At 32.8% G+C, this 14,416-nt stretch carries 14 protein-coding genes; 3 read left to right on the forward strand and 11 right to left on the reverse strand.

Annotation, left to right across the window (positions count from 1 at the left end; translation table 11 throughout):
- Nucleotide 1: 1 nt before the first annotated feature.
- The 6 genes from IMCC3317_RS00395 to IMCC3317_RS00420 all read right to left on the reverse strand — a co-directional run bounded on the left by IMCC3317_RS00395 (nt 2) and on the right by IMCC3317_RS00420 (nt 6,945).
- Entirely contained in the window at nt 2-412 is a 411-nt protein-coding gene (locus IMCC3317_RS00395) for a hypothetical protein (protein ID WP_160127530.1), read from the reverse strand.
- On the reverse strand, nt 412-2,052 hold the full coding sequence (locus IMCC3317_RS00400) for an alpha-amylase family glycosyl hydrolase (protein ID WP_160127531.1): 1,641 nt from the start codon (nt 2,050-2,052) through the stop codon (nt 412-414). The genes IMCC3317_RS00395 and IMCC3317_RS00400 overlap by 1 nt, the downstream gene beginning before the upstream one ends.
- Before the next feature lie 380 nt (nt 2,053-2,432).
- Complete coding sequence (locus IMCC3317_RS00405; protein ID WP_160127532.1) at nt 2,433-3,206, reverse strand: carboxypeptidase-like regulatory domain-containing protein; 774 nt, start codon at nt 3,204-3,206, stop codon at nt 2,433-2,435.
- A gap of 114 nt (nt 3,207-3,320) precedes the next feature.
- Nucleotides 3,321-5,141: a DEAD/DEAH box helicase gene (locus IMCC3317_RS00410; protein ID WP_160127533.1), complete on the reverse strand. Its 1,821-nt coding sequence runs from the start codon at nt 5,139-5,141 to the stop codon at nt 3,321-3,323.
- Between the two features lie 211 nt (nt 5,142-5,352).
- Nucleotides 5,353-6,357, reverse strand: a complete 1,005-nt coding sequence (locus IMCC3317_RS00415; RefSeq protein ID WP_160127534.1) for a hypothetical protein — start codon at nt 6,355-6,357, stop codon at nt 5,353-5,355.
- 9 nt (nt 6,358-6,366) lie between these two features.
- The gene (locus IMCC3317_RS00420; RefSeq protein ID WP_160127535.1) at nt 6,367-6,945 is read right to left on the reverse strand and encodes a non-canonical purine NTP diphosphatase; all 579 of its coding nucleotides are present in this window, start codon (nt 6,943-6,945) and stop codon (nt 6,367-6,369) included.
- A 118-nt stretch (nt 6,946-7,063) separates the two neighbouring features.
- Between IMCC3317_RS00420 and IMCC3317_RS00425 the strand changes: the two genes are divergently transcribed.
- Nucleotides 7,064-9,316 (forward strand): CocE/NonD family hydrolase, encoded by a 2,253-nt coding sequence (locus IMCC3317_RS00425; RefSeq protein WP_160127536.1) that lies wholly within the window; start codon nt 7,064-7,066, stop codon nt 9,314-9,316.
- Between the two features lie 6 nt (nt 9,317-9,322).
- Here IMCC3317_RS00425 and rlmH read toward each other — a convergent pair whose 3' ends face one another.
- Complete coding sequence (gene rlmH / locus IMCC3317_RS00430) at nt 9,323-9,796, reverse strand: 23S rRNA (pseudouridine(1915)-N(3))-methyltransferase RlmH (protein ID WP_160127537.1); 474 nt, start codon at nt 9,794-9,796, stop codon at nt 9,323-9,325.
- Nucleotides 9,797-9,985: 189 nt separating this feature from the next.
- Here rlmH and IMCC3317_RS00435 point away from each other — a divergent pair, with 189 nt between their 5' ends.
- Complete coding sequence (locus IMCC3317_RS00435; protein ID WP_160127538.1) at nt 9,986-10,132, forward strand: hypothetical protein; 147 nt, start codon at nt 9,986-9,988, stop codon at nt 10,130-10,132.
- A 74-nt stretch (nt 10,133-10,206) separates the two neighbouring features.
- Here IMCC3317_RS00435 and IMCC3317_RS23190 read toward each other — a convergent pair whose 3' ends face one another.
- A complete protein-coding gene (locus tag IMCC3317_RS23190; RefSeq protein ID WP_170293837.1) occupies nt 10,207-10,563 on the reverse strand; it encodes a hypothetical protein in 357 nt (118 codons plus the stop codon).
- Between the two features lie 254 nt (nt 10,564-10,817).
- On the opposite strand from IMCC3317_RS23190, the gene IMCC3317_RS00445 reads away from it, so the two are divergent.
- Entirely contained in the window at nt 10,818-11,000 is a 183-nt protein-coding gene (locus IMCC3317_RS00445) for a hypothetical protein (RefSeq protein WP_160127539.1), read from the forward strand.
- Between the two features lie 88 nt (nt 11,001-11,088).
- Here the strand turns inward: IMCC3317_RS00445 and IMCC3317_RS00450 are convergent, their stop codons facing one another.
- The 3 genes from IMCC3317_RS00450 to IMCC3317_RS00460 all read right to left on the reverse strand — a co-directional run bounded on the left by IMCC3317_RS00450 (nt 11,089) and on the right by IMCC3317_RS00460 (nt 14,411).
- Nucleotides 11,089-12,222 carry a beta-1,3-glucanase family protein gene (locus tag IMCC3317_RS00450; protein WP_160127540.1) on the reverse strand — a complete coding sequence of 378 codons (1,134 nt, stop codon included), beginning with the start codon at nt 12,220-12,222 and terminating at the stop codon, nt 11,089-11,091.
- Nucleotides 12,223-12,390: 168 nt separating this feature from the next.
- Nucleotides 12,391-13,944: a M28 family peptidase gene (locus IMCC3317_RS00455; RefSeq protein WP_160127541.1), complete on the reverse strand. Its 1,554-nt coding sequence runs from the start codon at nt 13,942-13,944 to the stop codon at nt 12,391-12,393.
- A 128-nt stretch (nt 13,945-14,072) separates the two neighbouring features.
- Nucleotides 14,073-14,411: a hypothetical protein gene (locus IMCC3317_RS00460; protein ID WP_160127542.1), complete on the reverse strand. Its 339-nt coding sequence runs from the start codon at nt 14,409-14,411 to the stop codon at nt 14,073-14,075.
- Between the last annotated feature and the right edge of the window lie 5 nt (nt 14,412-14,416).

The raw sequence follows: 14,416 nt of genomic DNA on the forward strand, positions 1-14,416 counted from the left end.
TTTAACGATTCATTTTCTTGTAAATCCAATTGATAGAAATTATTAAATATAGACTTAAAAAAATCATTGAAAACCATTGGTAATTAAATTGCCAACCTAAAGGTGTTCTTTGTTGATCTACATATTGTAAAATATTCATTAAAATGGCAAAAGTAAAGAGTGCCAAAATTGATGAAATTACTATTGTTAGTATTGTATATAAAAATGCTTTTAGAAAATGTTTTTTGTGCAAGAATATATTCAGAATGAAAAAATAAAGAAGCAACGCTAAATTACCATGTAAGTAATTAAATGTACGACCAAAATCAAAAGCAAAATATGTCATTTTATCCATTGCAGTTGTCTTGAATAATACAATCGCAACAACACTTACAACTATAAAAAATAGAATATTATGTTTTTTTAAATTCATTATTGATGCAATAACACAATTGAAAACTCAGAATCAATACTAACTTTTCCGCCCACAACTTTTGCCGTTTTTCCAGAATAATGATCGATTACAGTTACACCATTTTTAAACTGATCTGAAACATTGATTTCTTTACTTCCTTTCGCTAAATCCAATCCGATAACAACGTTGTCATTTTTGTAGTTTCTAGCGAATACATATGGACTTTTAGACAACATTTTATGTACTCCAGCGCCAATTGCAGGATGCGCTTTTCGGAATGTTCCTAGCTTTTGCCAATGTAATAATAAATCTTTAGTTTCAGGATTGTTGATATCTTCCCAATTCATAAACGAACGCAAGGTTGCATCGCCATTTGTTCCTTCAATAATCAGCGAACGTTTTGTTTCATCGCCATAATACACTTGTGAAATCCCTGGCGTTAAAAGTAGTTTAGTTGCAGATTCGTAGGTTTTACTTCGCTCTTTATCAAAAGGTTGTCCGTCGTCATGCGAGCTAATATAATTCATCACGCTTTTTCCTTTTAAGTCATTATGTAGAATTTCGTCATATTTAGAGAAGATGCTTTCATAATCGTTTTTTGCATCGTATTTGAATTGAAAATTGATCAAATTATCAAAACCATTTGCGTAGTAATCTACTTTTTTATCGCCAAAATCATAGAAACGTTTCGAGTCAATTCCGTAACCGTACAATTCGCCCAACATAAAAAAGTCATTTTCATCCAAAACCGCTTCAGGATTGTTAGTTTTCCATTCAGCGAAAGCGATTTTAGCTTGATTATTTAACGAATTCCAAGCACTTTCTTCCACATGTTTTACGGTATCAACTCGGAAACCATCTACGCCATATTCACGCACATAATCCGTTAGCCATTTGATGATATAATTTTTTGGATTTCTTTCTAAACCTGATTTTTCAAAAAATTCATCCAACTCTTTTACTTCTTGCTCATAACGACCTTCTGCTTTCCATTTTGCCATTAAAGGTGCTGGCAATGCAACAGCTTCGTTACTTTCTGTCAAAATATCTGGAAGATTTTCTACCAACGTACAACTCACCGCAGTTTCATAATTTTGATACGAACAGTTAGGCGAAGTACGAACCCAATTAGTGTCCCAAACAGGATCTTTTTCCGTTACAGGACCTGTATGATTTATGACAACATCCATTAAAATTCGGATTCCGTGTTTGTGAGCAGTTTCAATTAATGTCTTAAAATCTTCGGCTGTTCCAAAATTTGCATCGAAATTTGTCCAATCTTTTGTCCAATATCCGTGAAACGCATATGTGTTTCCTGTGCCTTCATTTGTACTATCGTGAATTTGCTCTAAGACAGGCGAAAACCAAATTGCGTTGATTCCTAAATCATCAAAATAGCCATCTTTTATTTTTTGTGTAATTCCTGCCATGTCGCCGCCCATAAAACCTCGGAGTTTTGCAGGTTCGTTTGTTCTATCAAAATTTAGATCATTTTCTTTGTTTCCATTATAGAAGCGATCTGTCAACATAAAATATACGTTTGCAGCTTCCCACACAAAAGGTTGTGCTTCGGTAGTTGTTTTGGTAACTTCTGAAGGTTTTATTTCGCAAGAAAAAATAAATAGAGAGACTATAAATAGTACCGATAATTGCTTCATAATTGTGTGTAATTGAATTTTGAACACTTGCAATATAAAGGTTACAATGCTATTTTCATATCGTGAAATTAAGATTCGACTAAAAAATAACTACTACAACGATTGAGTGTTGATTAGTTTTAATTAAAAGTGTGAATTTGTTTTAGAAAAAGATTGAAGTTGAAAGTGAAAAATTAAGAGTTAAGAGTTAAAAGTTGAAAGTTGAAAGTGAAAAGTTAAAAGTTAAAAACTAAAAGTGAAAATTAACAGTGAAAAACACAACTTTTAAATTATAAAGATTTTTTTACCTAATACCTAATACCTAATACCTAATACCTAATACCTAATACCTAATACCTAATACCTAATACCTAATACCTAATACCTAACACCCAAAAACACTACTTCTTCTTATCTCTACTCAAAACTTTATATTCTTCGTAACAATCATTGATTGCATCTAAGATTTGAAGATCGTTCGCATTCGTGATAAACGTTTTAGAATAGTTACATAACGAAAGAATTTCGTCAATATCTACACGTTCTACTTGAAGCAACTCACGCACCATTTGACGATCAAATTTTGAAGCTAATAAGTTTCTGATTTCATCATCTTCCTTCATTTGACGCAGTTTGCGCATTTGTTGTGGCTTTTTGCCGAATGTTTTCTGCAAGAAGTCAGCCGGATTAAATATGGCTCCTAAAACCGTAGAAATTGCTCCTGGTGCGTTTTCTCCAGCTTCGTAACCTGTGGAAAGTCCCGCAATTCGGTATCTGTAATTTGGACGATATGGAACATTTTTGGCGTCAATATCTAAATATCCTGTGAGCTGATACGGCGTTAATACAACTTTTTCAAGCGCATACGCTAATTCCGTCAATCGAATCGTAGATGAACCTTTGTATTTCAACATGTCATTCGTAACACGAACTTTGATCGATTTGAATCCTAAAAAAGAAAAGAATAATATATCTTCAGCTTTTGCGGTGAGTTCAAATTCTCCTTTAGCGTTTGTGATAACACCTTTTATATTTGTCAAATTTACTACATGCACATTTGGCATTGGTTTATCGTCTGCATCGTTCACAACTTTTGCATAGACTTTTTTATCAGTTTGGGCAGCAAGTGTCGTAATAGCTAAAAATAAAATTAGAAAAGTATATACTTTCTTCATGTAAGCAAATTTATAAAATCGTCTTATTGACTAATTTCTGGATAAAAATACTAAACAAAACTAAAAAAAGTGCGCCGTAGCGCACTTTTTGCTTAATATTAACAGTATTTGCTGTTATTTTCTTCTTGATCTTCCTCTGAATCCGCCGCCGCTATCTCCGCCGCTGCTTCTTCTTCTTCCACCATCAGATGATGAAGATGATGATGAACGATCTCTTCTTCTACGATCGCCACCGCCGCTATCTCCGCCGCCAGAACGTCTTCGGTTTCCGCCGCCACCACCGCCACTAGAGCGTCTTCGGTTTCCACCACCGCCGCCACCGCCAGTAGTAGATTCTTCAACATTTACAAAACGTCCGTCAACTTTAAAGTCTGTAAAGTGTTCTAAAACACGCTCTTTTTTGTCAACATCTGTATTGAAGAAAGAGAAACTTTCTTTTACATCCACTTTGTACACATCGTCGCGTCCTAAATCTAATGTTTCTTTTAAGAAATCTTTTAGACGCATCCAATCGTATCCGTCTTTTTCACCAACATTGATGAAATAACGTGTACTATTTGCATTTCCACCACCATTTGATGAATAGTGATTGTCTGATCCAGTATCAGAACTTGTGATTTGATTCGGATCTTTTGATTTTTTGTAGTAATTATAGAATCTGTTAAATTCAACAGAAACCATTCTTTTAATTAATTCTTCTTTAGAAGTATCTTCAAAAATTTCACTAATAGAAGGTAAAAACTTTTCTACTTCGTCATTTACTTCCGTATTGTGAATTTTGTTTGCTAAGTGAAACAATTGAATTTGACAAATTTCCATTCCTGATGGAATTGTTTTTTGTTCAAATTTTTGTTGAATTTTACGCTCGATCGATTTGATTTTACGCATTTCACTTTTCGTTACAATTACAATAGAAACCCCTGATTTTCCAGCTCTACCAGTACGACCACTTCGGTGTGTATAGGTTTCTACTTCGTCAGGAAGTTGATAGTTAATTACGTGTGTAATATCGTCTACATCAATACCACGCGCTGCAACATCTGTAGCAACTAACATTTGTATTTGACGAGATCGGAATGATTTCATCACTAAATCACGTTGATTCTGGCTTAAGTCACCATGAATCGCCGCAGCGTTGTAACCATCTTCAATTAATTTTTCAGCGACAGCTTGTGTATCACGTTTCGTTCTACAGAAAACTACTGAAAATATATCTGGATTGGCATCTGCTAAACGTTTTAATGCTAAATAACGATCTCTTCCGCTTACTGCGTAAAATTCGTGACTTACGGTATCTGTACCAGAGTTACGCGATCCAACCGTGATTTCTTTTGGCGAATGCATAAATTTCTTTGCAATTGCAGACACTTCTCTTGGCATTGTAGCCGAGAATAACCATGTGTTTTTTTCATCTGGCGTATGCGATAAAATAGCTGTAATGTCTTCATAGAATCCCATGTTCAACATTTCATCTGCTTCATCAAGAATACAGTATTCTATTTTAGAAATATCAACCAAGCGACGGTTAATCATATCTTGCATACGACCTGGAGTTGCTACCACAATTTGTGCACCTCTTTTTACTTGTCTTGCTTGATCGGTAATACTTGCACCACCATAAATAGCAACAACATTGATGTTTTCGTATTTAGAATAGTTTTTTAATTCGTTGGTGATTTGTAAACACAATTCACGCGTTGGAGAAAGGATTAATCCTTGTGTAGTTTTGCTGTTCGCATCAATTTTCTGAATTAGCGGAAAACCGAAAGCTGCTGTTTTACCAGTTCCTGTTTGTGCTAATGCAACAACATCAACGTCTTCGTTAAGTAATAATGGAATTGTTTTTTCTTGTACTTCACTAGGCGTTTCAAAGCCCATATCCTGAATTGCACGCAAAAGCGAGTCTTGAAGACCTAATTCTTCAAATTTTGTCATAATGTAATTTATAAGGTTCGTACAGCTTCTTGCTGTGTTGAGAAGTTACATGGAGCGCACGACCTTATTAAATACCTTGACGCTGCGTAACTTCATCCCGCTCTGGGATTTCAAGGCGCAAAGGTAGTGTTTTATTTTTATATATTATTATGTAAGCATAATAAATTTAAATTTAGGAAAAATTAAACATATTTAGCTGTAAATCAGTTGCTTATTTTTTGTTTTGAAGTGTTACTTTTAGTTGTGGATAATCTATACCGAATGCTTTTTCGTTTTTAAATGGAATTTTAAGTGTATCTTTTTCATTAATTGGTAGCCAAAGTTCTAAATCGTCTAACTTGTTTACTTCGTATTGAGAAAATTTGACTGTATATTTTGAAATGTATGGCGATTGTTGATCTTTATATTTTATATAGTATTCAAAATGATCTTTAGCATCGAAAGCAGTACCCGAAAATTGTACATATTGAGTATTACCAGCAATATCTTTGATAAATAATACAGGACTAACTGTGTATTCACTTTGAATCATTCCAATATAATATGTCTTGTTATTTGTAACAATGGACTTTATACTATTATTTGATGATAAAATATAATTGCCTTGTAAATCGAATAATTCATATGTATTTGTGCTTGTGCAGCAACCATATTGAGAAGAAAGAAAATAACCTTCATTAATATGCCTTTCAATCTCATTTCCATATGCTTGAATCTTGTATAGTGGCATATCAGAGACCTTGCCTTCTTGATTTACGGGAAATATTTGAATAGATATTTTAATATCTCCATTACCTTCAGCATAGACATTTCTATAATTTTGAGTTAGTTTTTTAACAATATAGCCTTGGTAATTATTTTTTTCAGGAAAACTGAATCTTTCATGTTTTATGGAAGCACTTTGAATAAACATTTCGCCTGAACCTAACGGAACAAGTTTACTTTCAAATATGTTTGTTGGTTTGTATTTTTTAAAAAGTGTTTCATATCTTAATTTATGATAATTTTCAAGTCTTTTGTATGTAATAAGTGAATCAACTTTTTCAATTTTCAACTCGTATTCAATCGCTTTTTTAGCTAAAATTTCTTGTGTTGCTATTTTGTTGTTCTCAGATTTTAAATAGGAATAATCCTTTTCCTTAGACGTATTCTTGACGGTTTCAGAACAAGAAAATATTGAGAAAGATATCAAACAAAGTAAAAAACGAAATTTCATACGAATTGATTATTTTTTAGTATTCAAAAAGTCAATCAATTTTTGTACCGCTTTTCCGCGATGTCCGACACGATTTTTTTCTTCCAAAGAAATCTGTGCAAATGTTTCCTCAAATCCATTTGCCATAAATATAGGATCGTAGCCAAAACCTTTTTCGCCTTTTTTTTCTTTAATAATAGTTCCTTTACAAATGCCTGAAAATGTATGTTGTTCGCCATTTAGAATCAACGCAACTACCGTTTTGAAATGTGCAGAACGATCTTTTTTATCTTGAAGCTCATTCAATAATTTGTTCATATTATCGTCCGAATTTCGCTGTTCGCCTGCATAACGTGCCGAAAAAACGCCTGGTTCGCCATTTAATGCGTTTACTTCTAAACCTGTATCATCTGCAAAGCAATCATATCCATAATGCTTTTTTACGTATTGCGCTTTCTGAATTGCGTTGCCTTCAATAGTTGGTTGCGTTTCAGGAATATCTTCTTCGCAACCAATATCTATTAGGCTTAAAATAGTAATATGATTTGGTAATAACGACTGAACTTCCTTGACTTTGTTTTGGTTGTTGGTTGCAAATACGAGTTTCATGAGTTGAATTTATTTGATGTTTCAAATGTAAAAAACTATTATCAGTTTTAAGATTAGAAAGGTTTAATACTGTGAAATTTTTCTGTTTCTTTGTGTAGATTGAATAAACAAAATACAAATGAGCTTTAGATTTTTAATTATCATTTTTTTAGTTTTCTTTTTTACAAATAGCTACAGTCAAGAAAAACAATTTCCAAAAATAACATTTGAGACTGAAGCTGAATTGGCACAGAAAATGGAAAGTTTAGCCATTGAACTTCAAAAGAGTTATAAATCGGAAAGTAGAAATGATAGTCTTCTGAAGGTAATTAGATTTCAACTTATTCAAAAAAAATATAAAAGTGCAATTTCTGTAATTGAATTATTAGAGAAGTACTATCACGATAAGTATCCAGCATATAAAGAATATTATGGAAAACGAAATTTGGTTTATGCAAAGGCTAAATTAAAAGCTGAAAATAATAGCCTTTCTTTTGAGGAAGCTTATGTTCAAGAGTTAAAACAGTATATAGAAAACATTAAAGTAGAATTACCAGGTCACTTAGATTATTTTTTTAATTTTTCAATTATGGATGAAGCAGAAAATTTTGAAAAGTTAATAAAAAATCAAAAGGATATGCAGAGTGAAGATGAAGCATATTTGATTTTTAGAACCTATATGAATGCTAAGTTACACAAGGAAACGAGTAATTTAGTTTCAAGATCGATTAAAGAATATGATGAGAATAAATATATAATTAAAGACAGTGTTAGTGTTGTTAACGGAAATGTCGTAATTCCTATTAGAATTGTGAGGAAAAGGTCGGTTAAAGGGAAACAACCTACATTGCTAATGTTTTCAATTTATGCGAGTGATTTTAGTATAGAATTAGCAAAATCTATTGCAAATAAAGGTTATGTGTCTGTGATTGCGAATACACGTGGCAAATGGTTTAGCGAAAATGAATTACATCCTTTTGAAGATGATGGGAAAGATGCATACAATGTTATCGATTGGATTAGCAAACAACCATGGAGTAATGGAAAAGTTGGTATGTTTGGCGGAAGTTATTTAGGATTTTCACAATGGGCAGCAGCAAAAAAACTTCATCCTGCGTTAAAAACAATTGTTCCGCAAGTAGCGGTTGGAGTTGGTGTAGATTACCCAATGTATAATAATGTCTTTATGTCCTATATGTTACGATGGATTCATTTGGTTGAAAACACCAAACTCATAGACCGAGAAGATTTTGGTAATGATGAAAAATGGGATAAAGCACACAGCAATTGGTTTACTTCAGGGAAATCGTTTCGTGCATTAGACAGTATTGAAGGAAGGCCAAATAAAACATTTCAACGTTGGTTAGATCATCCATCGCGAGATGAATTTTGGCAAAATATGGTTGCTGATAAAGAAGATTTCTCGAATATAAATATTCCTATATTAACGACAACTGGCTATTTTGACGATGACCAATTAGGTGCAATGTTCTACTTTAAAGAACATCATGCATACCACAAAAACCCAGAACATTATTTAGTAATTGGACCTTATGATCATAGTGGTGCGGCGGGAAATCCAGCAGTACTGTTGAAAAATTATGAAATAGATTCAGTTGCACAAATTAGTATTACTGAATTGGTTTATGATTGGTTTGATTATATATTAAAAGGAAAAGAAAAACCCACATTGCTGAAAGATAAAATCAATTACCAAGTGATGGAAACGAACACGTGGAAGCACACTTCTTCACTTAACGAAGTAAGTGTAAAACATCAAACTTATTATCTATCTAACAAAAAAGAAGGCGATTATTATAAACTTGAAACTACAGAAGAAGCTTCAAATAATTACGTTCAGCAAGAAATTGATTTTTCAGACAGAAAAAAAAGTCATGATTTTATAATTTTTGACACATTAAAAATTGCAGATACACTTTTAAATTCGAACAATGGACTGACATTTATATCTGATCCATTGGAAAAAGAAACAATTATGAGTGGATCTTTTTCAGGAGAACTTTCCGTAAAAATCAATAAAAAAGATATGGATTATACACTACTTTTATATGAATTAAAAGCTGATGGAACGTATTTTTATCTCAGTAATCATTTACAAAGAGCAAGTTATTCTGAAAGTAGAGAACACAGAGAATTACTAAAACCTAATGAAAAAACTATACTAAAATTTAAAGACACATATTTCACAAGTAAAAAATTGGAAAAAGGAAGTAGACTTATTTTGATTGTGAATATCAATAAAAACCTTGAATGGGAAATTAATTACGGAACAGGAAAAGAAGTAAGTCGAGAAACTATAAAAGATGCAGAAAAACCATTAGTTGTAAAATGGTTTACAGATAGTTTTATCAAAATTCCAATTGAAAAATAACAATTCTTACCGATGATGATACGGTTCATTCCGTAAAATCGTAAAGGCTCTATACAATTGTTCTACTACAAATAAACGCACCATTTGGTGCGAAAACGTCATTTTGGATAGGGAAATTTTTTGTTGCGCTTTCGCGTAAATGGCCTCAGAAAAACCATAAGGTCCGCCAATGACAAAAACCAATGTTTTGATACCTGCATTCATACGCTTTTGCAAATGGTTTGAAAAATCAACGGAAGAAAACTGTTTTCCGTTTTCATCTAACAATACTAAAACGTCTGTTGGCGAAAGTTTCTTAAGAATCAGTTCGCCTTCTTTTTCTTTTTGTTGTGCTTCGCTAAGATTTTTTGTGTTTTTTAAATCGGGAATTATCTCTAAATCAAACTTTATATAGTGTGACAAACGCTTTACATATTGATCAATCAATTGTAGTAATTGTTTGTCATCAGTTCGTCCAATAGCGAGCAACTTTATGTTCATTCAGCAAAAATAGGAGATTTTTTAGGAATACTTACCAATTGTGTTTGTTTGGTTTTTCATGAATCAGATCAATATCAATTTTAACCGTAGCAAAAGTATTTACTTTCATACGTCAACGATGGTTTCCCCGTAACGATTAAAAAAGCATTCTTATTATCTTTATTGCTTAACCTAAAAAACTTTTAAACCATGAAAAAAAAGAACTTACAATCGTTAAAGCTTAACAAAATGACAATTTCTTTGGCAACTATTATTGACCTAAAAGGTGGTGGTGTTACAGCAGGATCTGACTGTGTATCAGAATGTTTAGGTCATGAGTGTCAGGTTCACAAATAAGCGTCATTTTATTTCAAAATATAAAAGCGAACTGAGAAGTTCGCTTTTTTAGTATCTGTATTGAAGTAAGTGTTTTAACTCGCTTCCACAATTTCCATCGTATACATTGGATCTTCGGCATCATTCAGTGCAAATTCAACAGAAGTGACACCAAAACCTTCCCAATCACTTGGATCAATTGGCCAGCCACCAATTTGGTTGTAATCTTTGTCAAACACATTAAACATTGGATAATTATAATCAGCCGTTCCAACTGCAATTCCGCCAAATACAGAAACGCCATCAGAAAATTTTGCATACGAAGCTGCCATAAAATCGCCTTCGTTAACTCCTTCAGGTATTTTGAAATTTGATGGATTTTGCATCATATCTGTCCATATTTTGTGTCCATTTTTCGGAATCGTCATCGTTGCTTTTAAATTCGTTGCCATAATAAAGGTGTTTTAAATTGTTAGTAATCAAAGTTATAGATAATGATTCATTTGGAATAGCGTATAAATACCTTATTTTCAGTTTGGTAAGAAATGTAGTTACACGTTAGTTTTTTATCTTATGAAAGTATTTAAATCGTATTAAAAACTATTTAAAGTGAAAATTTGGGTAACAAAATGATCTTGAGAGTACTTATTTGTAAATAGTTCACATAGCTATTTTACTTTAGTATTAACTTGAAAATTTAAACATTATGAAAAAAAAGAATTTTAAAACATTAGCAATTCGCAAAGAAAACATTGTATCGCTTAATGATAGTGTTACTGGAGGCGCTTTGCCAACGACACAACAAACAACAGTTGTTAAAGTAACAAAAAAAGGATATTTGTGCGACATGACTCCAGCTGTTTGTCCAACTAATTGGTTTGATTGCTAGTCAGTAACACACACGTTTTATGAAAAAGAGGTTGTCTTAAAATTTTACTTTTTAGACAACCTCTTTTAATTTTTAGTTAAAAGTTTATTTAACTCCAATCTGATAATGTGATATTGAATTTTGTTGGATTTTGTACATCAATCAACGGATTGTTATTGCTACATACATCATCAAAAGGAAATGCATAGATTCCTGATTTGTAATTTTGGTGTACAATATTCGCATATTCGTTAGTAACTCCGTTTTGAACTTTATAAAATCCAGCTACATCGCAATTTGGCTGCGTATCATTCGCGCTATTGCTTAATGTTGTTCTGTTAAGAGAAGCACCTAAAATAGCTGCAATTTCTCCCAAAGGTGTATTATTCGGTGCATTTAGCGTACCAACACAACCAAAAATATCATATGCTTTTCCTGGTCCTGGTTTTTGAACAGTTACGTTCGCTTTTTTAGCTTGTGTAAATACGAATTCGTTCGAAGCATTTACCGTTCCTGTATATTTTCCAAATGTTGGACAGTTCATCGTAAGTGTATTTGTTTTAAAGTTTTTCCAGCAAGCATCTACATACGCATCATAAATTGTAGTAGGAATTGATGCAGGATTTGTTTGTACCGCATGTTGTGATCCTAATACACGAATGTTGTTTCCTGCTTTGTCTTTCATAACCAAGCTACTCCAAGGACTTCCTAATGCTGTAATTCCATCAAAAATTGAATCACGTGTACTCGTTGCTTTTAAAATTCCGTTTGATGCTGTAGTTTTTCCAACAACTTCAATAGAAACTGGAGCAGAGAAGTAGTCAACAATGGTACAATCGGCAAAAATTTCAGTTCCGATGTTTGTAAATTCTACTACTACAAATAAAGTGTCAGCATCTGCAGTTCCTGGCGTAAATGGTGGTGTTTGAACACCTAAATCGTGTTGCGCGCCAGTAACAACATTGAATACATTTGGCAATTTTTTGAAAGAGAATAAAAATTGACCAGACCACATTGCTGGTAATCCGTTAAATGTACTTAGCGTATCAACTGTATTGAAGAGCTTAGAACAGTCTTGTCCTTTTGTAAACTTTTTTAGAGAAGCATTTCCTTTAGCATCCACATCTACGTAACTCCAATATGGAGAACTTGTTGCTGGATCGCTGTCTAATCCGAAGCAAATCCAATGTACGTCACTTGATGAAATTCCGCTGCTGTTCGTAATATTAACTTGTAAACTCATAATAGGTAAGGGTTTTATAATTGAATGATAAAAGTAGTTGTTACAAAGAGTTTTTTTAAGCGAAAAATTACGTGACTTTAAAAAACACGGAATTCTACGTGATACGAATAGATCAAAAAAAAAGCTTCCAGTTACGGAAGCTTTTTAATTTTTTAGATGTAATATTATTTACTTTGCTGCTTTGTCTACAACAATTCTGTTTTCTCTGTTTGCCAATTCCCAAGCGGTGTAGAATACCAAACGCGTACGATTTGTCAATAAATCGTAGTTGATCTTATCAGGCGTATCTGTTGGCTTGTGGTAATCGTCATGTGTTCCGTTGAAATAGAAAATTACAGGAACATTGTTTTTTGCAAAGTTGTAATGATCAGAACGATAGTAATACCGATTCGGATCACTTTCGTCATTGTACTTATAATCTAACTCAATGTTTGCGTACTTTTTGTTTATTTCTTCAGAAATGTTATGAAGTTCCGTACTCAATTTATCAGCACCAATTAAATACACATAGTTACGATTGCCTTCCGTACGTTTAGGATCAATACGTCCAATCATGTCAATATTTAAATCAACGACTGTATCTTCTAATGGAAAAATTGGGTTATCTGTGTAATACTTCGAACCTAATAATCCTTTTTCTTCTCCAGTTACATGCAAAAATACAACAGAACGTTTTGGACCATTTCCTTCTTTTTGTGCTTTTCTGAATGCTTCTGCAATTTCAAGAATCGCCACAGTTCCAGAACCGTCATCATCGGCTCCATTATAAATTTCACCATTTTTTACACCTTCATGATCTAAATGCGCCGAAATTACAATGTATTCTTCTGGCGTATCCGAACCTTTTATAATAGCAACTACATTTTCTGAGTTGAGATCATTTGACTCATTATTATTTACCAATGTTGCATTTACCTTAACCGTTGTAGCGTTTTCATCTGTTGCAATTGTTGGATATATATCTGTCGCTAATTCATCATTCACAAAGTAACTATAAAAAGAATCTTCTTCTCCTTTTAAAGAAATTCTACTACTGTTTTTCACATAATTGAACCGCATTTTAAAACGTGGGTAATATTCATCTACATAAAATAAAACACCTTTTGCGTTATTTTCTTTAGCAGTCGCAATTTTTGAAGCCATTTCTTGTCTAATGTTTGCAGACCATTTGCTCGCATCTTTAGTTCCAGATATTACGTATGTTTCATCTTTTTGTGTTGGCTCTCCTAATTTTATTAAAATCATTTTACCAGCAACATCTTGTCCTTTATAATCAGAATACTTTTCGTCGTCAATTCCATATCCTACATATACAATTTCGGAAAAGTTAGTCGTACCGTTTGTATTCGCGCTAAGCGCTAAAAAATGATCTTCAAAAGTATATGCTTTTCCATTGATAGTTAACTCAGAATTTAGACTACTTCCTTTTTGTAGCGGTACATTTTGGAAATAATTTCCATCTTTTTGCGCTGCAGGAATGTTTAAATTCTTGTATTCGTCTCTTAAATAAGCTACAGCTTTCTTCTGTCCAGCTTCTCCAGTATTTCTACCTTCAAACTCATCAGATGCATAGATGTATAGATGCGTTTTCAGTTCAGCTTCTGTAATGGTATTCCCGTAAGGAACTGGATCCAAATTCCGAACCACTTTTTTATCCGCAGTTTTTTGGTTTGTACCACATCCAATTGCTACTAATAGCGCTAAGGATACTAATTTTTTCATATAGTAATTTTTAAGATTTTCAAATATATTAAAATACGCTTATTATAGTTCTTAAAAAACGTGAAAATGCTCACTATTAGGCATAAAAAAAATCCATCAGTTCTGTTTTTGATGAACTTTTCTATAATTTATTCTACTCCTTCAAGGTCTTCGAGTTCATTCTCAATTTCCTTAATATCTTCTTTTTCTTGTTGTTTCTTTTCTTCTGTGGTTTGCTTTACGTCTTCCGCAACTTTATTTTCTCTAAATAAATTCATTGTTGTAATGGCTGCCGCCAGAAATGACAATGCGATAATCAACTTAGGAACGCTTTCACGTAATCCATTTCTTTTAGAAATAATCAATGCTGCAATTCCAAAAGCAAATCCTAGAACAACAGGAATATATGCGAAATTATCTAAGAAAAATGAAAGTAGAAAACCTAATACGGCAGCAATGCTCCCGAGGATAATACATAATATTCTCATGATGT

The sequence above is a fragment of the Kordia antarctica genome, from assembly GCF_009901525.1.
GTDB classification, from domain to species: domain Bacteria; phylum Bacteroidota; class Bacteroidia; order Flavobacteriales; family Flavobacteriaceae; genus Kordia; species Kordia antarctica.